At 73.9% G+C, this 25,878-nt stretch carries 22 protein-coding genes; 16 read left to right on the top strand and 6 right to left on the bottom strand.

Translation table 11 applies throughout. The features are described from left to right. Nucleotides 1–7 precede the first annotated feature (7 nt). Complete coding sequence (locus tag HNR12_RS13330) at nucleotides 8–3,451, bottom strand: UvrD-helicase domain-containing protein (RefSeq protein WP_179767788.1); 3,444 nt, start codon at nucleotides 3,449–3,451, stop codon at nucleotides 8–10. Nucleotides 3,452–3,904: 453 nt separating this feature from the next. Then, nucleotides 3,905–4,120, bottom strand: coding sequence for a hypothetical protein (locus HNR12_RS13325; protein WP_179767787.1), 216 nt, complete (start codon nucleotides 4,118–4,120; stop codon nucleotides 3,905–3,907). On the opposite strand from HNR12_RS13325, the gene HNR12_RS28460 reads away from it, so the two are divergent. The 4 genes from HNR12_RS28460 (at nucleotide 4,053) to HNR12_RS29520 (ending at nucleotide 8,961) form a co-directional block, all read left to right on the top strand. After that, nucleotides 4,053–4,328: a hypothetical protein gene (locus HNR12_RS28460; protein ID WP_246425069.1), complete on the top strand. Its 276-nt coding sequence runs from the start codon at nucleotides 4,053–4,055 to the stop codon at nucleotides 4,326–4,328. The genes HNR12_RS13325 and HNR12_RS28460 overlap by 68 nt on opposite strands. Nucleotides 4,329–4,555: 227 nt before the next feature. After that, nucleotides 4,556–4,894, top strand: coding sequence for a histone-like nucleoid-structuring protein Lsr2 (locus HNR12_RS13320; RefSeq protein WP_179767786.1), 339 nt, complete (start codon nucleotides 4,556–4,558; stop codon nucleotides 4,892–4,894). Between the two features lie 475 nt (nucleotides 4,895–5,369). Beyond that, nucleotides 5,370–7,880 (top strand): ATP-dependent Clp protease ATP-binding subunit, encoded by a 2,511-nt coding sequence (locus tag HNR12_RS13315; protein ID WP_179767785.1) that lies wholly within the window; start codon nucleotides 5,370–5,372, stop codon nucleotides 7,878–7,880. Between the two features lie 133 nt (nucleotides 7,881–8,013). Then, on the top strand, nucleotides 8,014–8,961 hold the full coding sequence (locus HNR12_RS29520; protein WP_308118951.1) for a DUF3105 domain-containing protein: 948 nt from the start codon (nucleotides 8,014–8,016) through the stop codon (nucleotides 8,959–8,961). Between the two features lie 86 nt (nucleotides 8,962–9,047). Here the strand turns inward: HNR12_RS29520 and HNR12_RS13305 are convergent, their stop codons facing one another. Then, complete coding sequence (locus HNR12_RS13305) at nucleotides 9,048–9,923, bottom strand: A/G-specific adenine glycosylase (RefSeq protein ID WP_179767784.1); 876 nt, start codon at nucleotides 9,921–9,923, stop codon at nucleotides 9,048–9,050. A 134-nt stretch (nucleotides 9,924–10,057) separates the two neighbouring features. Between HNR12_RS13305 and HNR12_RS13300 the strand changes: the two genes are divergently transcribed. Continuing rightward, nucleotides 10,058–10,780, top strand: a complete 723-nt coding sequence (locus tag HNR12_RS13300) for a hypothetical protein (protein ID WP_308118489.1) — start codon at nucleotides 10,058–10,060, stop codon at nucleotides 10,778–10,780. 164 nt (nucleotides 10,781–10,944) lie between these two features. Here the strand turns inward: HNR12_RS13300 and radA are convergent, their stop codons facing one another. Next, nucleotides 10,945–12,309, bottom strand: a complete 1,365-nt coding sequence (gene radA / locus HNR12_RS13295) for a DNA repair protein RadA (protein WP_179767783.1) — start codon at nucleotides 12,307–12,309, stop codon at nucleotides 10,945–10,947. A 389-nt stretch (nucleotides 12,310–12,698) separates the two neighbouring features. Between radA and HNR12_RS13290 the strand changes: the two genes are divergently transcribed. Further along, nucleotides 12,699–13,598, top strand: a complete 900-nt coding sequence (locus HNR12_RS13290; RefSeq protein WP_338119760.1) for an SGNH/GDSL hydrolase family protein — start codon at nucleotides 12,699–12,701, stop codon at nucleotides 13,596–13,598. A 102-nt stretch (nucleotides 13,599–13,700) separates the two neighbouring features. On the opposite strand, the gene HNR12_RS13285 is transcribed toward HNR12_RS13290, so the two are convergent. Further along, the gene (locus HNR12_RS13285) at nucleotides 13,701–14,393 is read right to left on the bottom strand and encodes a class I SAM-dependent methyltransferase (RefSeq protein WP_179770589.1); all 693 of its coding nucleotides are present in this window, start codon (nucleotides 14,391–14,393) and stop codon (nucleotides 13,701–13,703) included. A 74-nt stretch (nucleotides 14,394–14,467) separates the two neighbouring features. Between HNR12_RS13285 and HNR12_RS13280 the strand changes: the two genes are divergently transcribed. Continuing rightward, nucleotides 14,468–15,397, top strand: coding sequence for a TIM barrel protein (locus HNR12_RS13280; protein WP_179767781.1), 930 nt, complete (start codon nucleotides 14,468–14,470; stop codon nucleotides 15,395–15,397). A gap of 56 nt (nucleotides 15,398–15,453) precedes the next feature. Here HNR12_RS13280 and HNR12_RS13275 read toward each other — a convergent pair whose 3' ends face one another. After that, the gene (locus HNR12_RS13275; protein ID WP_179767780.1) at nucleotides 15,454–16,830 is read right to left on the bottom strand and encodes a serine hydrolase domain-containing protein; all 1,377 of its coding nucleotides are present in this window, start codon (nucleotides 16,828–16,830) and stop codon (nucleotides 15,454–15,456) included. Nucleotides 16,831–16,990: 160 nt separating this feature from the next. Between HNR12_RS13275 and HNR12_RS13270 the strand changes: the two genes are divergently transcribed. The 9 genes from HNR12_RS13270 to resB all read left to right on the top strand — a co-directional run bounded on the left by HNR12_RS13270 (nucleotide 16,991) and on the right by resB (nucleotide 25,878). Continuing rightward, on the top strand, nucleotides 16,991–17,788 hold the full coding sequence (locus HNR12_RS13270; protein WP_179767779.1) for a TetR/AcrR family transcriptional regulator: 798 nt from the start codon (nucleotides 16,991–16,993) through the stop codon (nucleotides 17,786–17,788). A 167-nt stretch (nucleotides 17,789–17,955) separates the two neighbouring features. Then, nucleotides 17,956–18,891 carry a proline dehydrogenase family protein gene (locus HNR12_RS13265; RefSeq protein ID WP_179767778.1) on the top strand — a complete coding sequence of 312 codons (936 nt, stop codon included), beginning with the start codon at nucleotides 17,956–17,958 and terminating at the stop codon, nucleotides 18,889–18,891. A gap of 131 nt (nucleotides 18,892–19,022) precedes the next feature. Next, nucleotides 19,023–19,817: a pyrroline-5-carboxylate reductase gene (gene proC / locus HNR12_RS13260; protein ID WP_179767777.1), complete on the top strand. Its 795-nt coding sequence runs from the start codon at nucleotides 19,023–19,025 to the stop codon at nucleotides 19,815–19,817. Nucleotides 19,818–19,943: 126 nt separating this feature from the next. Beyond that, on the top strand, nucleotides 19,944–21,125 hold the full coding sequence (locus tag HNR12_RS13255) for an acetoin utilization protein AcuC (RefSeq protein ID WP_179767776.1): 1,182 nt from the start codon (nucleotides 19,944–19,946) through the stop codon (nucleotides 21,123–21,125). A 244-nt stretch (nucleotides 21,126–21,369) separates the two neighbouring features. Beyond that, complete coding sequence (locus HNR12_RS13250) at nucleotides 21,370–22,167, top strand: phosphatase (RefSeq protein WP_179767775.1); 798 nt, start codon at nucleotides 21,370–21,372, stop codon at nucleotides 22,165–22,167. A 242-nt stretch (nucleotides 22,168–22,409) separates the two neighbouring features. Beyond that, on the top strand, nucleotides 22,410–22,604 hold the full coding sequence (locus HNR12_RS13245; protein WP_443729142.1) for a helix-turn-helix domain-containing protein: 195 nt from the start codon (nucleotides 22,410–22,412) through the stop codon (nucleotides 22,602–22,604). Nucleotides 22,605–22,811: 207 nt separating this feature from the next. Continuing rightward, nucleotides 22,812–23,459 carry a TlpA family protein disulfide reductase gene (locus HNR12_RS13240; protein ID WP_179767773.1) on the top strand — a complete coding sequence of 216 codons (648 nt, stop codon included), beginning with the start codon at nucleotides 22,812–22,814 and terminating at the stop codon, nucleotides 23,457–23,459. Then, nucleotides 23,456–24,262 carry a cytochrome c biogenesis CcdA family protein gene (locus HNR12_RS13235; protein ID WP_179767772.1) on the top strand — a complete coding sequence of 269 codons (807 nt, stop codon included), beginning with the start codon at nucleotides 23,456–23,458 and terminating at the stop codon, nucleotides 24,260–24,262. The genes HNR12_RS13240 and HNR12_RS13235 overlap by 4 nt, the downstream gene beginning before the upstream one ends. A 2-nt stretch (nucleotides 24,263–24,264) precedes the next feature. Beyond that, a complete protein-coding gene (gene resB, locus HNR12_RS13230) occupies nucleotides 24,265–25,878 on the top strand; it encodes a cytochrome c biogenesis protein ResB (protein WP_394353912.1) in 1,614 nt (537 codons plus the stop codon).

Raw genomic sequence — 25,878 nt, 5'->3', positions numbered from 1 at the left:
GGTCCGCTCAGAGCAGCCGCATCTGGCGGTCGCGGGGCCGCCTGCGGGCGGCCGACTCCTCGTCCACCGGCATCGTCAGCGCGGGGTCGATCGCCTCCAGGAACACCGAGGGCGCCGCGTCGGCCGCCGCGCCGCGCCGGGTGCGCCGGCGCGCCCGCGACAGGTACAGCCGCTGCTGGGCCCGCGTCATGCCCACGAAGAACAGCCGCCGCTCCTCGGCCTCGTCGGTGTCGTCGGGCGCCGCCCCCGGCAGCCCGTGCGGCAGCAGCCCGTCCTCGCAGCCCACCAGGAACACCACCGGGAACTCCAGGCCCTTGGCGGCGTGCAGGGTGAGCAGCGCGACCCGGTCGGCGCGCGGGTCCAGGGCGTCGACCTCGGCGCCCAGGGCCAGCGCCGACAGGAACTCCGCCAGGTCCGCGCCGCACTGGCGGGCCAGCGGCAGCACCAGCTCCCCGGCCGTGCGCAGGTCGGCCGCCGCATCGGCGTCGGCCGCGTGCCGCTCGCACAGCGCCTCCACCGCCGCGCGCACCCGGTCGGCCACGGTCTCCCCGGCGCGGTGCGGCAGCTCCGCGGCCAGTGCCCGCACGCCCGGCCGCGCCAGCAGCCGGTCGTGCGACCGCTTCTGGTAGGGCACCCCGGCGGTGTTGAAGGCGCTCATGATGGCCTGGCTCTGGGCGTCGGTGCGGTAGAGCACGCAGATGTCGCTGAAGGACAGCCCGCCGTCGCCGTCCTCGGTCACCCGCCCGCTGTCGAGCGAGTGCCAGGAGGTCCCGCCCAGCAGCCGGTCGATGGCGCGCGCCACGAACGACGCCTCGGCGCGCTCGTCGGCGGCGGCGTGCACGCCGATCCGCGGCGGGTCGAGGAAGTCGCCGACGGCGCGCAGCTCCCGGCCCGGCACCAGCGACGCCGGCGCGATGGCCTGCGCGGCGGCGGTGACGATGGTGGCGTTGGAGCGGTAGTTGCGCGACAGCCGCACGGTGGCGGCGCCGGGGTAGTCGGCGGTGAAGCGGAGGAAGAAGCCCACGTCGGCGCCGCGGAATCCGTAGATGGCCTGGTCGGGGTCGCCGATGGCGGTGACGTTGGCCTCGGGCCCGGTCAGCATGCGCAGCAGGGCGTACTGCCGCTCGTCCACGTCCTGGTACTCGTCGACGCTGACCCAGGGCCAGCGCGCGCGGTAGGCGGCGGCCAGCTCGGGGTCCTCCTCCAGCAGCCGCACCGGCAGCGCGACCAGGCCGGTGAAGTCGACCAGGTCCAGTTCGCGCAGCCGCGCCTCGTAGGCGGCGAGCGCGGGGGCGGCCTCCGCCGGGGCGTCCTCGGCGCGGTCGCGCAGCGCCAGCAGCCGGCGGCCCTCGCGCTCGGAGCCGGCGACCTCGGCGGCGACCTCCAGCTGCCGGGCGGTGTCGGCGATCCCGAAGGCGGGGGAGAGGCCGGCGCGCTCGTGCTGCTCGCGCAGGATCAGCAGGCCCAGCCGGTGGAACGTGGCGACCGTGATCCGCGCGGCGGCCGGGCCGAGCAGGTCGGCCAGCCGCTCGGCCAGCTCCTCGGCGGCGCGGCGGGTGAAGGTGATCGCCAGGAAGCGCTCGGCGGGCACCCCGCGCTCGGCGACCAGGTGGGCGATGCGGCGGGTGACCGTGCGGGTCTTGCCGGTGCCGGGCCCGGCGACGATCAGCAGGGGGCCGCCGGGGGTCTCGGCGGCGGCGCGCTGCTCGGGGTCCAGGCCGTCGAGGATGCCCTGGGCGGAGGGGGCCGGCGGCGCCGTCTCGGGGAACAGCGCCGGCGCGTCCGGGACGTTGGTCCCTGGCGCGGCGGCCGAGGGTGCCGTAGGCGGCGCTGAGGCGGCCGCCAGCGCCCCGGCGGTGGCCGAGGCCGGGGACTCGACCAGAAGGGTCTCGGCCTCGGCGATGAGCATCTGGGCGCCGGCGGCGAGCGCGCCGGGCTCGCGCGGGGTCCGGGCGGGCGCGGCGCCCTCGCCGCCGGCGGGGGTGTCCTCGGGCGCGCGGGCGGAGGGGGCGGCGGGCGCGGCGCCGGAGCCCTCGCCGCCCGACCCGCTCGCTCCGTCCGACCCGGCGGAGCCGCCCGAGCGGCCGGATCCGCCGCGGCCCGCGGGTGCGCGCCGGGCCGCCTTGCCGGCGCGCGGCCGGGGCGCGGGCGGCCGCAGCTCGGAGTCGTCGAAGAGGGTCGGGGCGGCCGCGGCGGCGGACGCCAGTTCGCCCGGCTCGAACACGTGGATGGTGCCGTACTCCCCGTCGTAGCCCGCGTCGCGCACGACACGCCCGGCCCGCAGCCGGGTGATCGCCTCGCCCAGCAGCGTGCCCCCGGCGCGGGCGACGTCCTCCACCGGCAGGGCCGACAGGATGTCCAGTTCCGAGCCCAGTTCGGCGACCAGCCGGCCGACCTCGCCCTGGACCCGCTTGCTCTTGGGCCCCACCCCGACGATCTCGCTGACGATCTCGGGCAGCGGCACCAGGTTGGCGAACCCGGCGGCGCCCTCGGGCCGGTGGCCCAGGGGGCGGTCGGCCAGGTCGTAGATGCGGTGGGACACCCCCACGGTCACCGGCCGCCCGCACACCGGGCAGCGCCCGCCGTGCTCGCGGGTGGCGTGCGGCTCCAGGCGCACGCCGCATTTGCGGTGCCCGTCGAGATGGTATTTGCCTTCCTCGGGGAAGAACTCCACCGTGCCGCGGAATCCGTCGCCGGTCTCCAGCGCGCGGCGGATGGCGTGGTAATCGAGGTCGGTGTCGAACCGGGTGGCCTCGCGGGCCAGCATGGGCGGGGAGTGCGCGTCGGAATTGCTGACCAGGGTGTAGGCGTCCAGCGAGGACACCGTCCAGTTCATCTCGGGGTCGCTGGAGAGCCCGGTCTCGACGGCGAAGATGTGGTCGGCGAGGTCGCCATAGCAGTCGGCGACGGCGTCGAATCCGGATTTGGAGCCGAGAACGGCGAACCACGGAGTCCACACGTGCGCGGGCACGAGGTAGCTCGCCGGGTCGCTGGCGAGTGTGATCTCCAGGAGGTCGCGCGAATCCAGGCCCAGGATAGGGCGGCCGTCGGAGGCGAGATTGCCGATGCGCGCCAAATCCGCCGTGATCGCCTCGGCCGCCTCCATCGTGGGGGCGTAGAGCAAATGATGCACCTTTCGGGTGCGTTCGCCCCGTTTATAGATGGTGGAGATCTCCACTGACAGCAGGAACCGGCACGGATTGCGGCACGAGGGCGGCAGAGTGCGCAGCACCTCGGCCTCGATATCGGGCGCCAGGCGGAACAGGCCCGGTTCGGCCGGCACCAGTTTGGTGCGCAACTCCTCGCGCCAGGCAGGGTGAGTGAAATCACCCGTACCGACCACCTGAATACCCTTGCGCGCGGCCCACCACGCCAGGTGCTCAAGGTCGCAATCCCTGCTGCAGGCCCGTGAGTACTTGGAGTGAATATGCAGATCTGCGTGGAACTCCACGATGAGGTCCTCCCAATGCCCACGGTCGCCGTCTCCGGCGGGGCGGTGCTAACTCGCGGATGTCGGACTCGCCCCGAGTCAGGGTGCCACGATCTCGCGGCCTCCTCGGCCCGGCACCGGTTATCCGGGGCGCCGGAGGCGGTGCGGGATCGGACATAGCACCAGGTAATCTGTGCATTGGGAGCGGAAGTCGGCGTACGGCGCCGGGCGCCTTGGCCAAGGCGGGGCACCGGGTACCGCGCGCCGGTCCATAAGCCCCCGCACGGCACGCGGGCCAATCCGCGGGCGCGCGCGGTCGCGAACCGCCGTCATTTCAACGGCGATTCGGTTGCGGCCGGCCGCCCCGGGTGCCGCGCGCGCCCCCGGCACGAACCCGGAACGCCTTATACGGCGGGCTTTTGGCGCGTTCCTAAGCCTTCTTCGGGGCGGGGTCCGAACCGGTGCGCACGGTGTCTATGATGTCAGTGCCTGCTGATGTTTGCCGATGTCCACGCCCGTGTATGGGCGCGGGCGCCGCACCGCCGGGCGAACCGGGTCGAGCGGCGCCCCTCCGTGGGGTAATTGCTGCATAAAGTAACAACAAGGAAGGGGTGCGCGCTCGATGGAAGAAGTTTTGTCGGCGCTGATCCCCCCTGCTGTTGTCGCAACGGTCTTCTGCACGTTCGTCATCAAGCTGCTCCGTAAGGAGATGGCGCCGAGAACATCGGACGGCCGCCTCGTCAGCGAGACCGACACGGCATCCGGCCACGGACCCGCGGGGACCACAACGGCGTCCGCGGCCGCGACCGATGGTGTTCCAGCGGATGACGGGGCAAAGGGATCGGGAAGTTCCCAGACGGAACTCCCCGCCGATGCCCCCGGGTCCGCCGACCGCTAACGGCAACGCATGGGAAAGGGGCCCGGCCGCCCCGCGCGTTAACGACTCCGGTCCCCGGGCAGGGGACCGGAGTCGTATCAGCCGTTGACCGGTCATTTGCACCGGGGGTCGCCCCGCCGCATACCTCCACCGGGTTTCCGCCGCGCCGAGAATTGTCTTTCTGCTTCTCTCCGGCTAGCTTTACATTCAGGTGCCCTCGCACCGCTCTGCTGGAAAGGTTTGTATCTATGGCACAAAAGGTTCAGGTGCTTCTCGTCGACGATCTCGACGGCGGCGAGGCCGAGGAGACCGTTTCGTTCGGAGTCGACGGCTCCTCTTACGAAATCGACCTCAGCGCCGCCAACGCGAGCAAGCTGCGCGACGCGCTGGCTCCCTACGTCGAGGCCGCCCGCAAGGCTCCGGCCAAGAGCGGGGGACGGGCCAACCGCCGCCAGCAGCGCAGCGCGCCCAGCCGTGAGCGCAGCGCCGAGATCCGCGCGTGGGCGAAGGCCGCCGGCAAGCAGGTCAACGAGCGCGGCCGAATCCCGGCCGCCATCGTGGCCGAGTACGAGGCCGCCCAGCGCTGAGCGCACGGCGGCGCCCGCTCATGAGTGGCGGTTGCGCGGAGCTCTCCGGACCCGGGAGACCCGCGCAAGGCCATTACCCGCCGGGCCGCTTCGCGGGCACCGTGCTCTCCCACGGGCACGGTGCTTCGATGTTCGCTCAAAGCAAACTGCCGCGCGAATGCGCACCACGGCCCGTGTGCCCTCGTTTAACGGGGGCACACGGGCCGTTCGCTTGCGGCGTACTTGGAACACGAGGCCCCCGATCGGTAGTTGGATGAGGGTGAACGCCCTATCGTCGGGGAAAGTCTCTTGCACGGGCGGTTGGATTCAGCAGCCTCCGTGCACGGTGTGTCCGTCGGGCGCGTCGGGAAGCCGGCCGCCGGGTCGGACGGGGTGCGGATGCGCCTCCTGGAACTTTCCCCTTGGGGCCGAAATGCGGAAAGCGAGGGTCGGAGCTTCCGTCCCTGCCTGACCGCTCTGTGAGGAGCGACGAGACATGTTCGAGAGGTTTACCGACCGCGCACGGCGCGTGGTGGTCCTGGCCCAGGAAGAGGCCAGGATGCTCAACCACAACTACATTGGTACAGAGCACATCCTGCTCGGCCTCATCCACGAGGGCGAGGGCGTCGCCGCGAAGGCTCTGGAGAGCCTGGGAATCAGCCTCGAAGCGGTTCGGCAGCAGGTGGAGGAGATCATCGGCCAGGGCCAGCAGGCCCCCTCCGGCCACATCCCCTTCACCCCCCGCGCGAAGAAGGTTCTTGAGCTCTCCCTCCGGGAGGCGCTGCAGCTCGGCCACAACTACATCGGCACCGAGCACATCCTGCTGGGCCTCATCCGCGAGGGCGAGGGTGTCGCGGCCCAGGTGCTGGTGAAGCTGGGCGCCGACCTCAACCGGGTGCGCCAGCAGGTTATCCAGCTGCTGCACGGCTACCAGGGCAAGGAGCCCCAGGCCACCGGCGCGTCCTCGGAGTCCACGCCGTCCACCTCCCTGGTGCTGGACCAGTTCGGCCGCAACCTCACCCAGGCGGCGCGCGAGAGCAAGCTCGATCCGGTCATCGGCCGGAACAAGGAGATCGAGCGCGTCATGCAGGTGCTGTCGCGCCGGACCAAGAACAACCCGGTCCTCATCGGCGAGCCCGGCGTCGGCAAGACCGCCGTGGTCGAGGGGCTGGCGCAGAAGATCGTCAAGGGCGAGATCCCCGAGACCCTCAAGGACAAGCAGCTCTACACGCTCGACCTCGGCGCGCTCGTGGCGGGCAGCCGCTACCGCGGCGACTTCGAGGAGCGGCTGAAGAAGGTCCTCAAGGAGATCCGCACCCGCGGCGACATCATCCTGTTCATCGACGAGCTGCACACGCTGGTGGGCGCGGGCGCCGCCGAGGGCGCGATCGACGCCGCCTCCATCCTCAAGCCGATGCTGGCGCGCGGTGAGCTGCAGACCATCGGCGCCACCACGCTCGACGAGTACCGCAAGTACCTGGAGAAGGACGCCGCCCTGGAGCGGCGCTTCCAGCCCATCCAGGTCGACGAGCCCACGATCTCCCACACCATCGAGATCCTCAAGGGACTGCGGGACCGCTACGAGGCGCACCACCGCGTGTCCATCACCGACTCCGCCCTGGTGGCCTCCGCCCAGCTGGCCGACCGCTACATCAGCGACCGGTTCCTGCCGGACAAGGCGATCGACCTCATCGACGAGGCCGGCTCGCGCATGCGCATCCGCCGCATGACCGCGCCGCCGGACCTGCGCGAGTACGACGAGAAGATCGCCGCGGTGCGCCGCGACAAGGAGTCCGCGATCGACGCGCAGGACTTCGAGAAGGCCGCCTCGCTGCGCGACGACGAGAAGAGCCTGCTCGCCAAGAAGGCCCAGCGCGAGAAGGAGTGGAAGGCCGGCGACATGGACGTCGTCGCCGAGGTCACCGAGGAGCTGATCGCCGAGGTCCTGGCCACGGCCACCGGCATCCCGGTCTTCAAGCTCACCGAGGAGGAGAGCTCCCGCCTGCTGCGCATGGAGGACGAGCTCCACAAGCGGGTCATCGGCCAGGAGGACGCCATCAAGGCGCTCTCCCAGGCGATCCGGCGCACCCGCGCCGGCCTGAAGGACCCCAAGCGCCCCGGCGGGTCGTTCATCTTCGCCGGCCCCTCGGGCGTCGGCAAGACCGAGCTGTCCAAGACGCTGGCGGAGTTCCTGTTCGGCGACGAGGACGCGCTGATCCAGCTCGACATGAGCGAGTTCATGGAGAAGCACACCGTCTCCCGGCTGTTCGGCTCGCCTCCCGGCTACGTCGGCTACGAGGAGGGCGGCCAGCTCACCGAGAAGGTGCGGCGCAAGCCGTTCTCCGTGGTCCTCTTCGACGAGATCGAGAAGGCCCACAACGACATCTTCAACTCGCTGCTGCAGGTTCTTGAGGAGGGGCGCCTCACCGACGCCCAGGGACGCAACGTCGACTTCAAGAACACGGTCATCATCATGACCACCAACCTCGGCACGCGGGACATCTCCAAGGGCGCGGCCATGGGCTTCGCCAAGGAGGACGACGCCAAGACCAACTACGACCGGATGAAGGCCAAGGTCCAGGAGGAGCTGAAGCAGAACTTCCGGCCCGAGTTCCTCAACCGCGTGGACGACGTCATCGTCTTCCACCAGCTCACCCAGGCCGAGATCATCGACATCGTGGACCTGATGGTCGAGAAGCTCGACGAGCGCCTCAAGGACCGCGACATGGGTCTGGAGCTGCGCCCGGCGGCCAAGAACGTGCTGGCCGAGCGCGGGTACGACCCCGTGCTGGGCGCCCGGCCGCTGCGCCGGACCATCCAGCGCGAGATCGAGGACGCCCTGTCCGAGAAGATCCTGTTCGGCGACCTCAAGCCCGGCCAGATCGTCGTGATCGACGCCGAGGGCGAGGGCACCGAGGCCAAGTTCACCTTCCAGGGCGTGCCCAAGCCCGAGTCCGTCCCGGACACCCCGCAGGTGCAGGAGACCGCGGCCGGCAAGGGCGAGTAACCCGGCGCGCACCGGCCGGAGCACGCTCCGGCCCCGCGCTCCTGAGCGGTCAGGGGGCGGTCCCGCGGGACCGCCCCTTTCGCGTGCCCGGGCGGGGATCCGGGCGGGCGGCGCGGCCCGATAGGGTTTGTCCGTGGTTTCTCCCGACAACCTCCCGCAGCAGCCCGACCGGCCCGGACCGCCGGGGCCGCACCGGCCGGGCGTTCCCGACACCGGCGGACCCGGTGCTCAGCAGGGCGCCCAGGGGCCGACCGGCCCGCACGCCGGCCGGTTCGGCCAGCCGGGGCAGGCCGCCCAGCCGGGCCGGCCCGGTGGGCCGGGCGAGCACGCCGCCCACGGCGCCCCCGGCCAGTACGGGCCCGCGGGCGGGCCGGGCGCGCCCGGCCAGTACGGGCCGCCTCCCGGCGCGCCCGGCTACGGCGGGCCGCCCGGAGGGCCGCCCTACGGCAATCCCCCGCCGCCCGCGGGGACGCGGCGCCGCTCCGGCGGCGGCGCCCTGTGGTGGATCATCGGCGCGGCGGCGGTCGTCCTCGTGCTGCTGGTCGCCGGCGGCGGGGCCGTCGCCTACATGTCCATGAGCGGCCCGCCCACCGCTTCCGGCGGCGGGGACTCCGGCCGGACCGAGCCCGGCGACATCGAGGGCGTGCGCACCTTCGACAACCTCGACCCCACCCACACCGAGGAGCCGGAGGAGTACCCGGTGCACCCGCCCGTGGGCGGCCCGCACTCGCCGATCTGGCTGGACTGCGGCGTCTACACCCAGCCGGTGCCCGACGAGAACGCCGTGCACTCCCTGGAGCACGGCGCCGTGTGGATCACCTACAACAGCGGCTCGGTGTCGGCCACCGACCTCGCCACGCTCGAAGGGCTCTACCGCGACGGCGACTACCTGGTCGTCAGCCCGATGGACGACCTGCCCGGCCGGATCGTCGCCTCGGCCTGGGGCAAGCAGCTGGTCCTGGACTCCGCGGACGACCCCCGGCTGACCGAGTTCCTCAACACCTACGTGCAGGGCCCCCAGACCCTGGAGCCCGGGGCGCCGTGCAGCGGCGGCACCGGGATCACCGGCGAGCCGGTCTAGCCGACCCGGCCCCGCCACGGGGTCCGCGCACGAGAGGGCGGGCGCGCCGCGCCCGCCCCCCGCCGTGTGTGCGGCCCGTCCCCGGCTCAGCCGGGCAGGGCGTAGGTGCCGTCCTCCAGGGGGTCGACCAGGCCGTCGGCCACCAGCGCGTCGAGCGCGCGCTCCCGCTGGATCGGCTCGTCCCACACCACGTCCAGCGCGGCCTTGGGCACCGGCGCCGCGGACTCGCGCAGTACCGCCAGCAGCCGGCCGCGCACCTGCCGGTCGGTCCCGGCGTAGGTCTGGCCGCGCCGGGGCGGACCGTCGTAGGGCGGCTTGCCGGCCAGCCGCCAGGCGCACTGCCCGGCGATGGGGCAGTCGGCGCAGGCGGGGGAGCGGGCCGTGCACACCAGCGCGCCCAGCTCCATGACCGCCACCGCCCACCGGGCGGCCACGGCCGGCTCGGGGGGCACCAGGGACTCCGCCAGGGCGACCTCGGCCCGGGTCTGGGTCTTGGGCGGGTACTCCACGCCGGTGCGGGCGCGGGCCAGGACCCGCCGCACGTTGGTGTCGAGCACGGCGTGGCGCTGGCCGAAGGCGAAGCTGGCGACCGCCGCCGCCGTGTAGGAGCCCACCCCGGGCAGGGCCAGCAGGTCGGCGTGGGAGTCGGGGACCTCGCCGCCGTGGCGCTCCACGATGGTGCGCGCACAGGCGTGCAGGTTGAGCGCGCGGCGGGGGTAGCCCAGCCGGTTCCACATGCGCACAGCCTCGCCCGAGGGCTCGGCGGCGAGGTCGGCGGGGGTGGGCCAGCGCGCCATCCACGCCTCCCAGGCGGGCAGGACGCGCACGACGGGGGTCTGCTGGAGCATGATCTCGCTGACCAGCACCGACCAGGGGGAGGCGCCGGGGCGGCGCCAGGGGAGGTCGCGGGCGTTGGCCTCGTACCAGGCGAGAACCGCTGTGCTGTAAGGGTTGTCGAACATGCGCAATCGGTGTGGGGTTCGGCGGGTTGAGTAGGTGCGGTGCGGGGAAACCCGGAATACTACGCGCCATGGCGTCAAGTGCTGGACATCCGGGACCGGTGAGTCCCGAAACGTATTGGAGAAGGCGTGTCTTCGTGCTGGTGGGTGTCCTCGTCGTCGTGGCGCTGATCACCTACGCGTGCACCCGCGCGTCGTCGGAGGAGAACGGCGGCACGGCCGGCGGCGGCGGCGAACCCAGCGCGGCGCCCGAGGAGTCGCCGTCCCCCAGTGTCTCACCCCCGGCCTCCTCCAGCGCCTCGCCCAGTGCCTCCCCGAGCGCGAGCGAGGACCCCGAAGGCGGCGGCTCCGGCGGTGCCGCGGGCGGGGCCGGGTCCGGCGCCGGCGACTCCGGCGACGACTCCGGCGGCGGATCGGAGGGCGGCGGCTCCGGCGGGGGGTCGGTGGCCGTCCCGGTGCGCGCCGAGGACCCCTGCCGGCCCTCCGACATCGTGGTGACGATGGAGGTCAACAAGTCCGACCACGACTGGAACGACCGGCCCAAGTTCGAGCTGACCCTGGTCAACACCGCCGAGCAGACGTGCACGGTGGACACCGGCCGCAAGGCCATGGAGATCCGGATCACCTCGGGCGAGGACCGGGTGTTCTCGACGGCCGACTGCGTCGAGGGCTCGGGCGCCGACCGGCAGCAGCTGCGCCGCGGGGTGCCCTACACCACCACGTTCACCTGGGACCGCAAGCGCTCGTGGGAGGACTGCCGCGACAGCGACGTCAACGCCAAGCGGCCGGGCACCTACGTGGCCGAGCTGCACAGCGACTACGACGAGGGCGCCGAACCCCAGGTGTTCCGGCTGAACTGACGACGCCGCACCCCCGGCCCTCCGCGGGCCCCCGCACCCCCGACCCCCGAAGGATTCACCGCGCCCCCGCCGCCCGGGTCACCGCCCCGGCGGCGGGGGCGCGGTGCTGTGCGCGCCGCCCGTGCCGCCCGTGCCCGCCGGTGGAGCCGCACCGGCCGGCGGGGTCACTCCGCGCGCTGACGGGCGGGAAAGGCCGCGCGCAGCGCCGCGGCGACGTCGTCGACCCCAACGGTCTCGATGCCCTCGACCGGCTCCTCGCTGTGCCGGGGCACGATGGCGCGGGTGAAGCCCAGGCGCTGGGCCTCGGCCAGCCGCCGCTGCACGGCGCTGACCGCGCGGACGTCGCCGGCCAGGCCGACCTCGCCGATGGCGACCAGGCCGCGCGGCAGGGGCTCGTCGCGCACCGAGCCAGCCACGGCCAGCGCGAGCGCGAGGTCGACCGAGGGCTCGCCCAGCCGCACCCCGCCCACGGTGGAGGCGTAGACGTCGGCGTTGGCGATGCGCACCCGCGCGCGGCGCTCCAGCACCGCCATGACCATGTTGACCCGCGCGGTGTCGAGGCCGGAGGTGGCCCGGCGCGGCTGCGGCAGGTTGGAGGAGGCGACCAGGGCCTGGACCTCGGCGATCAGCGGCCGGCGGCCCTCAAGGGTGACGGTGACGCAGGTGCCGGGCACGGGTTCGTTGCGGCGGGTCAGGAACAGGCCGCTGGGGTCGGGCAGGCCGATGATACCGGAGTCGGTGAGTTCGAAGCAGCCGATCTCGTCGGTGGGGCCGTAGCGGTTCTTGACGGCGCGCAGCATGCGCAGCTGGGAGTGGCGGTCGCCCTCGAACTGGAGCACGACGTCGACGAGGTGCTCCAGCAGCCGGGGGCCGGCGATGGAGCCGTCCTTGGTGACGTGGCCGACCAGCACGGTGGCGATGCCGCGCTCCTTGGCCAGCCGGATCAGCGCGCCGGCGACCTCGCGGACCTGGGTGACGCCGCCGGGCACCCCCGAGACGTCGGGGGAGACCATGGTCTGCACGGAGTCGACGATGAGGAGCGAGGGCGCCACGGCGTCGACGTGGCTGACCAGGGCCGCCACCGAGGTCTCGGCGGCGAGGTAGAGCTTGGGGGAGAGCGCGCCGAGGCGTTCGGCGCGCAGCCGCACCTGGCCGGTGGACTCCTCGCCGGTGACGTAGAGGACCGGGCCGGCCTCGGCGCACAGCGCGGCGACCTCCAGCAGCAGGGTGGACTTGCCCACGCCGGGTTCGCCGGCGAGCAGCATGACGCCGCCGGGCACCACGCCGCCGCCCAGCACGCGGTCGAGTTCGTCCAGGCCGGTGGGGGTGGCGTGGGCGGCCTCGACGCTGATGTCGGTGATGGGCTGCGCCGGGGCGGTGACCCGGGCGGGCGCGATCACGGTGGAGGTGGGGGCGCCGGCCTCCTCGACGGTGCCCCATGCCTGGCACTCGCCGCAGCGGCCGACCCATTTGAACGTGGTCCAGCCGCACTCGGCGCAGCGGAACGTGGTCTTCGCAGCCTTGGCCATGGTCTGCACGGTAGCGGTTGGCGGTGACAACCGGGGCCGGGCCGCGCGCCCGCCGCCCGCGCCCCGCCCCGCCCCGCCCCGAGCCTGTCCGCGCACCCGGTGAGCGGCCCGCGAGGGCGCGTGGCGGTGCCTGGTGTGCGTGGCGGTGCGTGGCAGTGGGCGGCCGGGTCCGGCGTTTCGCCGAGCGGTCGCCACCCTGCGTAGTACCGTTGTCGCGTCAAGTCGTTGGCCGGTTGCGGTCCGCGCGGTTGACCCGCCGCACGCACGCGCTGACAGTCGGTGCGGCACCCTGCCGCGTCCCGGTGCCGCAGACCCTCGCATCCCCTGCGCATCCGCCGATGCGTCCGCACCCGCGCCGGTTCCGGCGCGCCCAGCACGAGGAGTACCGCGTGTCCGCACCGCCGTCCGCCCGCCGCCGCACCGCCGCCGCCCTCGCCGCGCTCGCCGGGGTGAGCGCCCTCCTCGGGCCCGCTGCCGCGCGGGCCGAGGACCTCGCCGCCCGCTACGTCGCCCTCGGCGACTCCTTCACCGCCGGGCCGTTCATCCCCCACCAGTACGGCGACCCCGCGCTGTGCCTGCGCTCGCGCGGCAACTACCCCAACCTGGTCGCCGAGGCGCTGGGCGCGGCGGAGTTCGTGGACGCCAGCTGCGCGGGCGCGGAGTCGCGGCACATGACCGAGCCGCAGACGCTGGCCCTCGACACCGCGCCCCCGCAGTTCGACGCGCTGACCCCCGACACCACCCTGGTCACGGTCGGGATCGGCGGCAACGACCTCGGCTTCGGCGAGATCGTGCTGAAGTGCCTGGCGGTGAGCGTGACCGACCTCACCGGCGACCCGTGCCGCGACCACTACACCGACCCCCGGGGCCGCGACGAACTCGCCCAGCGCATCCCCGAGACCGGCGAGGCGGTCGGCGAGGTCCTGGCCGGAATCCGCGAGCGCAGCCCCGGCGCCACGGTCGCCGTGGTCGGCTACCTCGAACTCCTGCCCTCCGAGAAGGGCTGCCTGCAGGTGCCCTACGCCACCGGGGACATCCCCTACCTCTACGGGGTGTGGGAGGACCTCAACGCCGTGATCGAGAAGGAGGCCGCCGAGGCGGGCGCGGTGTTCGTGGACGCCTCCGGCCCCGGCCACGACATGTGCGCGCCGCGCTCGGAGCGCTGGGTCGAGGGGATCTTCCCCACGCGCCCGGCCGCGCCGGTGCACCCCAACGCCGACGGCATGGCCGAGGTCGGCGACCGCGTGCTGGCGTCCCTGGGCGTGCGCGCCGGCAGCCCGCTGGCCTGAGCCGGCCCCCCACCCGGCCCCCGCCCGGCCCCCGCCCGGCCCGCCGCCCCCTGCGGCGGCGCCGGGGACCGCGCCCGCCGCGCCCCGGCCGGTACCCGCGGGTCAGTACTCGCGCCACCACAGGTTGACGGCGTAGTCGACCTCCAGGCCGGGGTGCTCGGCGATGATCTCCTCGGCGAGGGCGCGGTCGAACTCGATCCGCACCACGGCCTCGAAGTCGGCGCGCCGCTCGAACTTCCAGCGCATGGTCAGCGGGGTGCGCGCGAAGCCCTGCCGCGCCCAGAACCGCTCGACCGCCTCGGGGTCGTAGCGGGGCAGGAAGCGGCGGAACCACCCGCCGAACGTGCTGCGGGTGGCGTCGTTGTCGATGACGAACGCCACCCCGCCCCGGCGCATCACGCGCCGCAGCTCGGCCAGGCCGGGCTCGCAGCCGGGGCCGAAGAAGTACGCCCAGCGGGCGTGGGCGAGGTCGATCCGGGAGTCGGGCACCGGCAGGTTCTGCGCCACGCCCGTGCGGACCTCGACGTTGGCCAGTCCGGCGGCGGCCGCCCGCGCCCGCGCCACCGCCGCCAGCTCCGCGTGCGGCTCCACCCCGATGACGTGCTCGGCCTCGCGGGCGAAGCGCGGCAGGTGGTACCCGGTGCCGCAGCCGATGTCGAGGACGCGCGCCCCGGCCGGGCCGCGCACGGCGCGCATGGCGGCGTCGATCGCGCCGTCGGGGTCGACGGCGTCGTTCTCCAGTTCGTAGGTGCCGGGGCTGTTCCAGATGTTGGGGCTGGGGATCGCGCCCGCCATCGCTGCTCTCACCCGAGGAAGGATAGGCACACGCGGGGAGCCGCGATCGGCGAACAGCGCATACTCTTGGTGGAGTGAGCGCTATCCAGGTTCCAGACGCGCCGGTTGTCCTCTCGACGGCGTCGGTCTACCCGGAGAAAACACCGGCGGCCTTCGAGACCGCCGCCAAGCTCGGCTATGACGGCGTTGAGGTCCTGGTCTCCTCCGACCCGGTCAGCCAGGACATCGACATGCTGCGCCGGCTGTCGGACTACCACGGTGTGCCGATCCTCGCCGTCCACTCGCCGTGCCTGATCTTCACCCAGCGCGTCTGGGGGCGCGACCCCTGGGGCAAGCTGGTGAAGTCCAAGGAGATGGCCGAGGCGCTGGGCGCCAAGACCATCGTCGTCCACCCCGCCTTCCGCTGGCAGCGGGAGTACGCCCGCGAGTTCGAGGCCGGCATCAACCGCATGCAGGACGAGACCGACGTCGTCTTCGCGGTCGAGAACATGTACCCGGTGCGCATGCGCGACCGCGAGGTCGTGCCCTACGCGCCCAGCTGGAACCCGCTCGACCGCGACTACCCCGACGTCACCCTCGACCTGTCGCACAGCGCCATGTCGCACTCCGACGCCATGGAGATGGCCAAGGCGCTGGGCGACCGGCTCTCCCACGTGCACATGGCCGACGGCACCGGCACGCAGAGCTTCGACGAGCACCTGATCCCGGGCCGGGGCACCCAGCCCTGCGCCGAGCTGCTGGAGCACCTGGCCACCACCGGCTACCGGGGCCAGATCGTGCTGGAGGTCAACACCCGCAAGGCCGCCGACCGCGAGTCCCGCCACCTCGAACTCGCCGAGGCGCTGGCCTTCACCCGGCTGCACTTCGCCGGCATCCACACCGACCCCGCCGCCGACCCCCGGGGCGACCGCCGCGAGCGCATCGCCATGCGCCGCCGGGACGACGGCTCCCCGCCCCCGCGCACGTTCGCGGTGACCTCCGAGGGCACCGTCGACCGCACCTGACCCCTCCGGCCCGCCCGGCGGGCGCTCCGGCCGCAGGGGCGCCCGCCGGGCGGGCCTCAGCCCACCCGCGGCGCGGCCCGCATGCCGATGTAGACGCACGCGGTGCCGTCGGCCAGGGTCGTGAACACCACGGGCATCCACTCGCCGCTGAAGGCGCCCATGCCCGGTACCGCGAACACGCCCGGCTCCACCGGCACGAGGTGGGTCTCGAACGGCGGCGCGAAGCCGGCCATGCCGTCCACGAACGCGTAGCGCATGCGCGCGGTGCCCTCGGGCGTGCGGGTGACGGAGACCTCCACCCCCTCGCGGCGGTACTCGCCGGTGATCCCGGCGGTGTCCGCCTCCACCGGCCGCGCGGGCGGGCCGAAGGGCGCGGGCTGGGCCACCCCGGCCAGGTCGCCGAGCAGTTCGGCGAACAGCTCCTCGTAGAGGCGCCGCGCGCCGCCCCCGTTGGTCAGCAGCACCGCCGCCACGCCCGCGCCGGGCACCACCCGCAGGTAGGAGTACTGGCCCAGGGTGGCGCCGTCGTGCCCGAACCCGGGTGTCCCGGCCCAGTCGTAGAGGGTCCAGCCCAGGCCCCAGGCCGAGGAGTGGACGGTCCAGCGGTCGGGCGTGGGGGCGACCGGGCGCCGCATCGCGGCGACGGCCTCGGGGGAGAGCAGGCGGGTGCCGTCGGCGGCGGTGCCGCCGTCCAGGTGCATGCGGGCCAGCAGCAGGACGTCGGCGGCCGAGGCGCACATCCCGCCGTAGGGTCCGGCGGAGCGCGGCATGGCGGTCCACGCGGGGGCGGGCCCGGGGTCCTCGCCGGGGGCGCCCAGGTGGCTCATCGCGGCGCGGAACCGCAGCACCTCCTCGGGCAGGGTGGCGGTGCGCTCCGCGCCGAGCGGGTCGAGCAGCAGTTCCCGCAGCGCCTCGTCCCACACCCGCCCGGTCACGACCTCGGTGATCCGGCCGAGGACGGCGTAGCCGGTGCTGCTGTAGGAGACGGCGGCGCCGGGCGGGCAGTCCTGGCCCACGGCGGTGCAGGCGGCGACGTAGCGGGCCAGGCAGTCGTCGCCGCGCCCGGTGTCGAGGGTGAAGTCCCCGCTGATGCCGCCGGTGTGGCTGAGGAGCCGGCGCGGGGTGACGGTGGCGCTCGCGCCTGGGTCGGGCACCGCGAAGCCGGGCAGCACCTCGGCGACGGGCGCGTCCAGGTCGAGCGCGCCCTCCTCGGCCAGCCGCATGACCAGGGTGGCGGTGTAGACCTTGGCGACCGAGCCGAGCTGGAAGACCGAGTCGGGGGTGGCGGCCACCCCGGTGCCCCGGTGCAGGACTCCGGAGGCCAGTTCGTGCACGTGGCCGCCGGCGAGGACGGCCAGGGCGGCGCCGGGCACGCGGTGGGCCGCGCGCAGGGCGTCGAGGCGGGACTGCCAGTGGGCGGGGTCGAACGGCATGGTCACTCCTGGGCATCCGTTTGCGAACAGTGTTCCGGGGATGCGCACACCGTACTCATTGCGCACGGTGTGCGCAACATGCGAACGCCGTCCCCCGGCGCGCTAGGGTGGGTGTGCCGCCAGAGCCGCCAAGCCGCCAGTGCCGCCATGAGGGAGCGCCGTGCCAGCCGACACGCCAGCCGACGACCAGCCGATCCGCTCGGTGTGGGCCCGCCCGCGCCGCGGCCGCGCCCAGCCCGGCCTCAGCCGGGACCAGATCGTGTCCGCCGCCGTGGAGCTGCTGGACGCCGAAGGCGTCGAGGCGCTGAGCATGCGCCGCCTGGGCGCCGCCCTGGGCGCCGGGGCCACATCGCTCTACCGGCACGTGGCCGGCAAGGACGAGCTGATCGAACTCGTCGTGGACCGCTTCTACGGCGAGCTGGCGGTCCCCGACCCCGCCGACGGCGCCCCCTGGCGCGACGCGGTCGCCGCCTGCGCGCGCGACCTGCGCGCCGCCGCCCTGCGCCACCCGTGGGTCGTGGCGGTGCACGGCCAGGCGGGGCTGTCCCAGCTCGGCCCCAACCTCGCGCGCTTCTCCGAGGGCGTGCTGGCGGTCCTGGAGGCCGCCGGGTTCGACCTGGTCGAGGCCGACCGGGCCATGAGCGTGCTGCTGCCCGCCGTCATCGGCATGGTGTCCAGCGAGGCCGCCTGGCTGTCGGCGGTCCGGCGCGGCGGCGCCGACGAGCGGGACGCGGCCGAGCGCCTGTGGGCCGTCACCCAGGAGGCCATGCGCGACCACCCCCGCCTGCTCGCCGTCTACGCCGCCCAGCGCGGCACTGAGCCCCGCGCGGTCATGGACGCCTACTTCGACTACGGCCTGGACCGGCTCCTCGACGGCCTGGCGGCCCGGCTGCCGGCCGGCGGCGCGGGCGGGGCCGCCCCCGCGCGCGCCGAGGGCGCCGCCGGCGGCGCGGACTGATCCGCGGGCGTACGGGGGCCGCGCGCCCCTGCCCGGCGCGGCCGGGGCGGCGTAGCCTCGGAGGGGACGCGGCGGGCGGGCGGCATCCGCGGCCGATCGGCGGGTAGCACTCACCGGACGCGGAAACCGGCGGGCGGCGCCGGACGACGGTGAACGAGGAGCGCGACATGGTCCTTCGGCAGACTCTCCTGGCGGCATCGGGAAGCGACCGGCTGCGCACCCTGGTGGCGGGGACCCGCCTCACGCGCGGCGTCGTAGACCGCTTCGTGGCCGGCGAGCGCGCCGAGGACGCCGTGCGCGCGGCGGGCGAGCTGGCCGAGTACGACCTGCTGTCCTCCATCGACCACCTCGGCGAGGACGCCGACCACCCGGCGCGCACCCAGGACGTGGTCAAGGGCTATGTGCGGCTGCTGCGGCTGCTGGACGACACCGGCCTGACCTCGTGGGCCGAGGTGTCGGTCAAGCCCACCGCCGTGGGGCTGGGCCTGGGCCCGGAGGGCGAGGCCCTGGCCGTCGACAACCTGTCGCGCATCTGCGACACCGCGGCCGAGGTCGGCACCACCGTCACCGTCGACATGGAGGCCGCCCGGCACGTGCCCGCCACCCTGCGCGTGGTCGCCCGGCTGCGCGCCCGCCACCCGTGGGTGGGCTGCGTGCTCCAGTCCTACCTGCGCCGCACCGAGGGAGACACCGCCGCCATGGCCGCCGAGCCGGGCGCGCGGGTGCGGCTGTGCAAGGGGGCCTACGCCCCCGAGCGGGGCAGCGCCTACACCGGCCGGCGCGAGGTCGACGCCGCGTTCGTGCGCTCCCTGCGCCGGCTGATGACCGGTTCGGCCTACCCCATGGTGGCCACCCACGACTCCCGGCTGATCGACATCGCCACCACGCTGGCCCGCCGCTACGGGCGCACCTACGACGACTTCGAGTACCAGATGCTCTACGGCGCCCGGCCCACCGAGCAGCGCCGGCTGGCCTCGCTGGGCGCGCGGGTGCGGGTGTACGTCCCCTACGGCACCGACTGGTACGGCTACCTGGTCCGGCGCGTGGCCGAGCGCCCGGCCAACGCCGCCTTCGCCGCCCGCCAGGTCCTCACCCGGTACTGAGCGCCCGGCCCCGCGCCCGGCCGCCGCCCGCCCGGCCCCGCCCGCCCGGGGTTTTCCCCAGGCCGCGGGGCCGCGGATGCGGCATACCCGCCGCGTCGATACCGTTGAAGTGACGGGAAAGGTGTGAGGACATGATCGCGATCATCGGCGGCGGCAAGATGGGCGAGGCCCTGCTCGCGGGGCTGCTGGCCACCGGCTACGAGCCCACCCAGGTGCTGGTCACCGAGCCGCACCCCGACCGCGCCGCCGAGCTGCGGGAGCGCTACGGGGTCGCCGCCGCGCCCCTGGCCGACTCCGCCGCGCGCGCGTCCACCCTCGTGCTGGCCGTCAAGCCCCAGGACATGGTCGAGGTCCTCGACGACCTCTCCCCGCACCTCAAGCCCGACTGCCTGGTGGTCTCCATCGCCGCCGGGATCACCACGGCGCTGCTGGAGAAGCACCTGCCCGCCGACACCCCCGTGGTGCGGGCCATGCCCAACACCCCGGCGCTGGTGGGCAAGGGCATGACCGCCGTGGCGGCCGGCTCCCACACCGGCGACGCCCAGCTCGACCACGCCGAGTCCCTGCTGCGCTCGGTCGGCGACGTCGTGCGGGTGCCCGAGCACCACATGGACACCGTCACCGCGCTCTCGGGCAGCGGCCCGGCCTACTTCTACTTCATCGCCGAGACCATGATCGAGGCCGGGGTGGCCATGGGCATGACCCGCGCCGCCGCCAGGAAGCTGGTCACGCAGACCATCACCGGCGCCGCCGAGATGCTCGCCGACCCCGCCAACCACCCCGTCGTGCTGCGCGAGGCGGTCACCTCGCCCGGGGGCACCACCGCCGCCGCGGTGCGCGAACTGGAGCGCCACGGCGTGCGCACCGCCTTCACCGAGGCCATCGAGGCCGCCCGCGACCGCAGCCGCCGGCTGTCGGAGGGGTGACGGCACGCCCCCGACCCGCCGCCCGCGCGCCGGTTCGCCGTTGACTAGGCTGGAGGCGCGGGTGACGCCGCACACACCACCGCCCGCGTGCTCGGCACGCACGCGATCCACCGTCCGGGAGGGCGCATGGCCTGTTCACTGCACGTGGCCTGGGACGACGGGCTGACCTCCTACAACTTCGGCCCGCAGCACCCGCTGGCGCCGGTGCGCGTCGAACTCACCATGGCGCTCAGCCGGGAGTTCGGCGTCTTCGACCGCCCCGGTGTCACGATGATCGACGGCGTCGAGCCCGCCTCCGACGAACTCCTCCAGCTCGTCCACGCGCCCGACTACATCGAGGCCGTCAAGCGCGCCGGCAAGACCCTGGAGCCCGACGACCCCTACTGCCTGGGCACCTCCGACAACCCCGTCTTCCCCGACATGCACGACGCCTCGGCGCTGGTCGCCGGCGCGTCGGTGCGCGCCGCCGCGGCCGTCTGGCACGGCGAGGCCGCCCACGCCGCCAACATCGCGGGCGGCCTGCACCACGCCATGCCGCGCCACGCGTGGGGCTTCTGCGTCTACAACGACGCCGCCCTGGCCATCGCCTGGCTGCTGGAGCAGGGCGCCAAGCGCGTGGCCTACGTCGACGTCGACGTCCACCACGGCGACGGCGTCCAGGCCATGTTCTACGACGACCCCCGCGTGCTCACCATCAGCCTGCACGAGTCCCCGGCGACCCTGTTCCCGGGCACCGGCCGCGCCACCGAGACCGGCGGCCCCGGCGCCGAGGGCTACGCCGTCAACGTCGCCCTGCCCGCCGGCACCAACGACGCCCGCTGGCTGCGCGCCTTCGAGGCCGTCGTGCCGCCGCTGCTGCGCGAGTTCCAGCCCGAGGTGCTGGTCACCCAGCAGGGCGCCGACACCCACGCCCTGGACCCCCTGGCCAACCTCGTCCTCAGCCTCGACGGCCAGCGGCGCACCTACGCCGCCCTGCACCGCCTGGCGCGCGAGACCGCCGGGGGGCGCTGGCTGCTGCTGGGCGGCGGGGGCTACGAACTCGTGCAGGTCGTGCCGCGCGCCTGGACCCACCTGCTGGCCGAGGCGTCCGGCGGCCAGGTCGACCCCGCCTCGGCCACCCCCGACTCCTGGCGGGCGTTCGTCCGCGAGCGCACCGGCGAACTCCCGCCGCTGTACATGACCGACGGCCGCGATCCCCAGTACACGCCCTTCGAGGACGGCTTCGACCCCGAGGACCCCGTCGACCAGGCCATCCAGGCCACCCGCCGGGCGGTCTTCCCCAGCCACGGCATGGACCCCAGCCTGTGACCCCCCGCCCGGCGGCCCCCGCCGCCGGGCCCGGGTTCCCGGTCCGCCGCAGCGCGGCCCGCGGCGCCACCCCGATACGCCACGGGCGGTACCCCTGCGTTCAACCGATGGACAGCGGCGCTCAAAGTTGAATTTGTCATGAAGAGGGTATGACGCCCTTTTGGATCGTCCGTGGCCGCCACGGGTCCCGCGCCGTCCCGTGCGCGGGCGGCGCGCCGTCGCATCGGAGGGGAAGGGGATCGTGGTGAGGCCGCCCTCGCGCGCAGAACTCGTCGCCTATCTCGTGCGGACCGGAATCGCCGGGCACGTCGACACACCGCGGCAGAACAACCTGCGCCACTACCGGCGGCTCTGCCAGAAGGACCCCTACTACCAGTTCGGCCTCACCTTCGACCACGAGTGGTCGTTCTCCGAGGTGCTCGACCTCATGGCCAAACGCTGCGGCGTGGTGGCCGACCACGGGCACCAGTGGGGGATCGACACCATCGACCCCGACCGCACCGTCGACGCGCTCGACGCCGTCGCCGACCGCCTGGCCGAGGCCGCCGCCCGCAGGCAGCGGGTGATGTTCGCCACCGGCCACCCCAAGAGCCTCGCCGACACCTACCGCAGCTGGAAGTCCGCCCTGGAGGCCCGCGGCTGCGAGGTGGTCACGGCGGCGGCCGGCTACACCTACGACGTCGCCACCGAGCACCCGCCCAGCCGGCGGGTGCTCGTCTGGAAGGACGGCGTCGGGTTCGTCATGGACGGCGGCACCCCCCGGCACAGCCACCACCCCTTCGCCATGCGCGCCGCGCTCGCCGACCTCTCCGAGAAAGGCCAGGAGTGGCCGCAGTTGGTCGTCGCCGACCACGGATTCGCGGGCGCGGCCGGAGAGGCGGGGGTCCCCACAATCGGCTTTGCGGATTGCAACGATCCCGCATTGTTCCTGGCCGAATGCGAGGGAAAACTGCTCACCACCGTTCCCCTGGACGACGGATACCCGCCGCGCGAATACCGGCCATTGGCCGCATATGTGCTGCACCGCGCCGGCCTCGACTAGCGGCTATCTGCGGCGGGACGGCGGTACCCACTTCCTAAACCTCACGCGACCCCCGACTCTCATGTAGCTGCAGGGACAGCAAAACCGGCCTTTCAATGCCGTGCACCCGGATCTACCCTGAAACCGGACGTGTCAGCAGTTACCGAAGAACACTCCGGCGCGGCGATGGGGTCTTGGCGCCGGATGACAGAGGCTGGGACATCTACGCTCACGTCCGGAAGTGAGGGCGTCGGAGAATGAACGTGAAGGCACCCCTTGACGAGGTCCGGTTCCTGACCGTGGCCGAAGTCGCCACGATCATGCGAGTTTCCAAGATGACCGTCTACCGAATGGTGCACTCCGGTGTGCTCCCCGCGATCCGCGTGGGTCGCTCCTACCGCGTGCCCGAACGCGCCGTGCACGACTACCTCCGCGAGGCATTCGTCGAGGCCGGGTAGTCCCAACGGCGCCACCCGATCGGGGCGGTGAAACCCCGCCCATCGCCCCTCGGGTGGGCACAGGCGTCGGTTCGGCGGGCGCGCGGAGCGGGCGCGCCCCGTCACCTCGGGGCGCCGGTGGCCGCGGCCAGGCATCTACTACACTTCGTCGTTGATGCATGTAGCCGCTAGCTGCCCCTTGCCACCTCGCGTTCTAGGTTGACGCCCATGCCCTGGAAGACCACGCCCGCGCGCGTCCGCTCCGCCGCCGCGGCCGCGGCGCTGCTCCTCCTGCTGACCGGATGCGCCGGGGGCTTCGGCGCCGGCGGCTCCGGCGCCGACTCCGGCTCGCAGGACAACCGCTACATCGAGGGCGACGGCTCCAGCACCTCCTTCGCGCCCGACGAGCGCAGCCCCGCCCCCGAGGTCAGCGGCGAGACCCTTGAGGGCGACCCCGTCGACCTCGCCGACTACCGCGGCCACGTCCTGGTGGTCAACTTCTGGGCGAGCTGGTGCGGCCCCTGCCGCTCCGAGACCCCCGTCCTCAACGAGGTCTACGCCGAGCACAAGGACGACGGCCTGCGCTTCCTCGGCGTCAACATCAAGGACAACAGCACCGCCGCCGCGGCCTTCCAGGAGAACCAGGAGGTCGCCTACCCCAGCCTCTTCGACCAGCCCGGCGCGGTGCCCCAGGCGTTCCGCGACACCGTGCCGCCCGCCGCCATCCCCTCCACCCTGGTCCTGGACCGCCAGGGCCGCATCGCCGCCCGCGTCATCGGCGAGACCGGCTACAACGAGCTGACCGGCCTGGTCGAGACCGTGCTGGCCGAGGACGGCGGCGGAGCGGGCTCCGGCGACTCCGCGGACTCCGCATGATCGCCGACACCGTCCTCCACGGCTCGCTGCTCCTGGCCGTCCCGCTCGCGCTGGCCGCCGGCCTGGCGTCCTTCCTGTCGCCGTGCGTGCTGCCGCTGGTGCCCGGCTACCTGTCCTATGTCACCGGCATGACCGGCGCCGACCTCGCCGCCCGCCGCCGCGCCCACGCCGCCGCCCTGGGCCCCGGCGCCCCCGAGCCCACCGCCGACGACGTCCTGGCCGCCCGGCGCGGCACCATGCTGCTGGGCAGCCTGCTGTTCATCGCCGGGTTCAGCGCCGTGTTCGTCACCGCCGGCGTGTTCGTCGGCGGGATCGGCGGCCTGCTGCTGGACTACACCGAACCCCTCACCCGCGTCCTGGGCGCCGTCACCGTGGTGCTGGGCCTGATGTTCATGGGGGTCCTGCCCGGCCTCAACCGCGACCTGCGCATCCACCGCCTGCCCAGCGCCGGCCTGGCCGGGGCACCGCTGCTGGGCGTGGTGTTCGGCCTGGGCTGGACGCCCTGCATCGGCCCCACCCTGGCGGCCGTGCAGACGCTCGCCTTCACCGAGGGCAGCGCCGCGCGCGGCGCGCTGCTGTCGCTGGTCTACTGCGTGGGCCTGGGGCTGCCGTTCGTCGCCGCCGCGCTGCTGTACCGGCGCGCGCTCGGCGCGTTCGCCCGGGTCAAGCGGCACTACCGCGCCATCACCGCCGCCGGCGGCGCGATGCTGGTCGCGGTGGGGCTGCTCCTGGCGACCGGACTCTGGACCGATCTCACCGCCCTCCTCCAGGGCTGGGTGGCCGACTACACGACGGTGATATAGCAGTGCCCACCGAATCCGCCTCCGCCACCGCCCCGGCCGCCGCCCGCCCGCCCGCGGGCGACCCCGAACTCCCGCGGCTCTCGGCCCTGGGCTGGGCCCGCTGGGCCTGGCGCATCCTCACCTCGATGCGCACGGCGCTGATCCTGCTGTTCCTGCTGGCCGTGGGCGCCATCCCCGGCTCGATGCTGCCCCAGCGCGGCGTCAGCGTCGAGCAGGTGCGCAACTACTTCCTGGAGCACCCCGACCTCGCGCCCTGGCTGGACCGGTTCTACCTCTTCGACGTGTACTCCTCGCCCTGGTACGCGGCGATCTACCTGCTGCTGTTCGTCTCGCTGACCGGCTGCGTGCTGCCGCGCGCCGCCGCACACTACCGGGCCATGCGGGCGCGCCCGCCCAAGACCCCGCGCAACCTCGCGCGCATGCCCTACTCGGCGACCTTCACCACCGCCGCGCCGCCCGAGCAGGTGGTCACCGCCGCCCGCGCGCTGCTGCGCCGCCACCGCGCCGACACCGCCGAGGAGCCTGACGGCGGCCGCGCGCTGGCCGCCGAGACCGGCTACCTGCGCGAGACCGGCAACGTGCTGTTCCACCTGGCGCTGCTGGCGCTGCTCGTCGCCCTGGGCGCCGGCTCGTTCCTGGGCTACCGCGGCAACATGCTGGTGGTCGAGGGCGACGGGTTCGCCAACACGCTGACCTCCTACGACGCGTTCTTCCCGGGCACGGCCGTGGACGAGGGCGACCTCCAGCCGTTCTCCTTCACCGTCGAGGAGTTCCAGGCCAGCTTCATCGAGGAGGGCGACCTGAGCGGCCAGGCCGCCGCGTTCTCCGCCGACCTCACCTACCGGGCCGCGCCCGACGCGCCCGAGGGACGCCACCACCTGGCCGTCAACCACCCGCTGTCGGTGGACGGCGCGCAGATCTACCTGCTCGGCCACGGCTACGCGCCCGAGTTCCGCGTCACCAACGCCGAGGGCGAGGTGGTCTTCGACCAGGCGGTGCCGTTCATCGCCCGCGAGGAGACCGCGTTCACCTCCGACGGCGTCATCAAGGTGCCCGACGCCGGCGAGGAGCAGCTCGGGTTCACCGGGGTGTTCCTGCCGTCGGCCGCCGAGGGCCCCGACGGCGAACTCGTCTCCACCTTCCCCGGCACCCGCAACCCGGTGGTCACGCTCACCGGCTACCAGGGCGACCTGGGCATGGACGACGGCGGGTCGCAGTCGGTGTACCAGCTCTACACCGACGACATGCGCGAACTGGGCGAGTCTCCGGAGCTGTCGCCCGGCGACACCTGGGAGCTGCCCGACGGCGCCGGCGAGATCACCTTCACCGGGTACCGCGACTACATCAGCATGCAGGTCAACAGCAACCCCGCGCGGGTGCCCGCGCTGGTGGCGGCCGCCACGGCGGTGGCGGGCCTGCTCGCCACCCTGTTCGTGCGGCCGCGCCGCGCCTGGGTGCGCGCCCGGACCCGCGAGGACGGGCGTACGGTGGTCGAGGTCGCCGGGCTGAGCAAGATCGAGAACGCGGCCCTGACCGCCGAGTTCCACCAGTTCGCCACCTCGCTGAGAGACCGACTGCGGGAGACCCCCGCGACCGACACAGGCACGAAGGAGTAG

The organism is Streptomonospora nanhaiensis, assembly GCF_013410565.1.
GTDB lineage: Bacteria > Actinomycetota > Actinomycetes > Streptosporangiales > Streptosporangiaceae > Streptomonospora > Streptomonospora nanhaiensis.
Note: the sequence above shows the minus strand (reverse complement) of the source record. Positions and strands in the feature narration are given on the sequence as shown.

What these genes read in the sequence shown, in the direction of transcription:
- HNR12_RS28460 (WP_246425069.1), top strand. Translation starts at nt 4,053, where the DNA reads ATGGAAGAAGTTTTGTCGGCGCTGATCCCCCCTGCTGTTGTCGCAACG.
- HNR12_RS13325 (WP_179767787.1), bottom strand. Translation starts at nt 4,120, where the DNA reads ATGACGAACGTGCAGAAGACCGTTGCGACAACAGCAGGGGGGATCAGC.
- HNR12_RS13320 (WP_179767786.1), top strand. Translation starts at nt 4,556, where the DNA reads ATGGCACAAAAGGTTCAGGTGCTTCTCGTCGACGATCTCGACGGCGGC.
- HNR12_RS13315 (WP_179767785.1), top strand. Translation starts at nt 5,370, where the DNA reads ATGTTCGAGAGGTTTACCGACCGCGCACGGCGCGTGGTGGTCCTGGCC.
- HNR12_RS13305 (WP_179767784.1), bottom strand. Translation starts at nt 9,923, where the DNA reads ATGTTCGACAACCCTTACAGCACAGCGGTTCTCGCCTGGTACGAGGCC.
- radA (WP_179767783.1), bottom strand. Translation starts at nt 12,309, where the DNA reads ATGGCCAAGGCTGCGAAGACCACGTTCCGCTGCGCCGAGTGCGGCTGG.
- HNR12_RS13285 (WP_179770589.1), bottom strand. Translation starts at nt 14,393, where the DNA reads ATGGCGGGCGCGATCCCCAGCCCCAACATCTGGAACAGCCCCGGCACC.
- HNR12_RS13275 (WP_179767780.1), bottom strand. Translation starts at nt 16,830, where the DNA reads ATGCCGTTCGACCCCGCCCACTGGCAGTCCCGCCTCGACGCCCTGCGC.
- HNR12_RS13265 (WP_179767778.1), top strand. Translation starts at nt 17,956, where the DNA reads ATGGTCCTTCGGCAGACTCTCCTGGCGGCATCGGGAAGCGACCGGCTG.
- proC (WP_179767777.1), top strand. Translation starts at nt 19,023, where the DNA reads ATGATCGCGATCATCGGCGGCGGCAAGATGGGCGAGGCCCTGCTCGCG.
- HNR12_RS13255 (WP_179767776.1), top strand. Translation starts at nt 19,944, where the DNA reads ATGGCCTGTTCACTGCACGTGGCCTGGGACGACGGGCTGACCTCCTAC.
- HNR12_RS13240 (WP_179767773.1), top strand. Translation starts at nt 22,812, where the DNA reads ATGCCCTGGAAGACCACGCCCGCGCGCGTCCGCTCCGCCGCCGCGGCC.
- HNR12_RS13235 (WP_179767772.1), top strand. Translation starts at nt 23,456, where the DNA reads ATGATCGCCGACACCGTCCTCCACGGCTCGCTGCTCCTGGCCGTCCCG.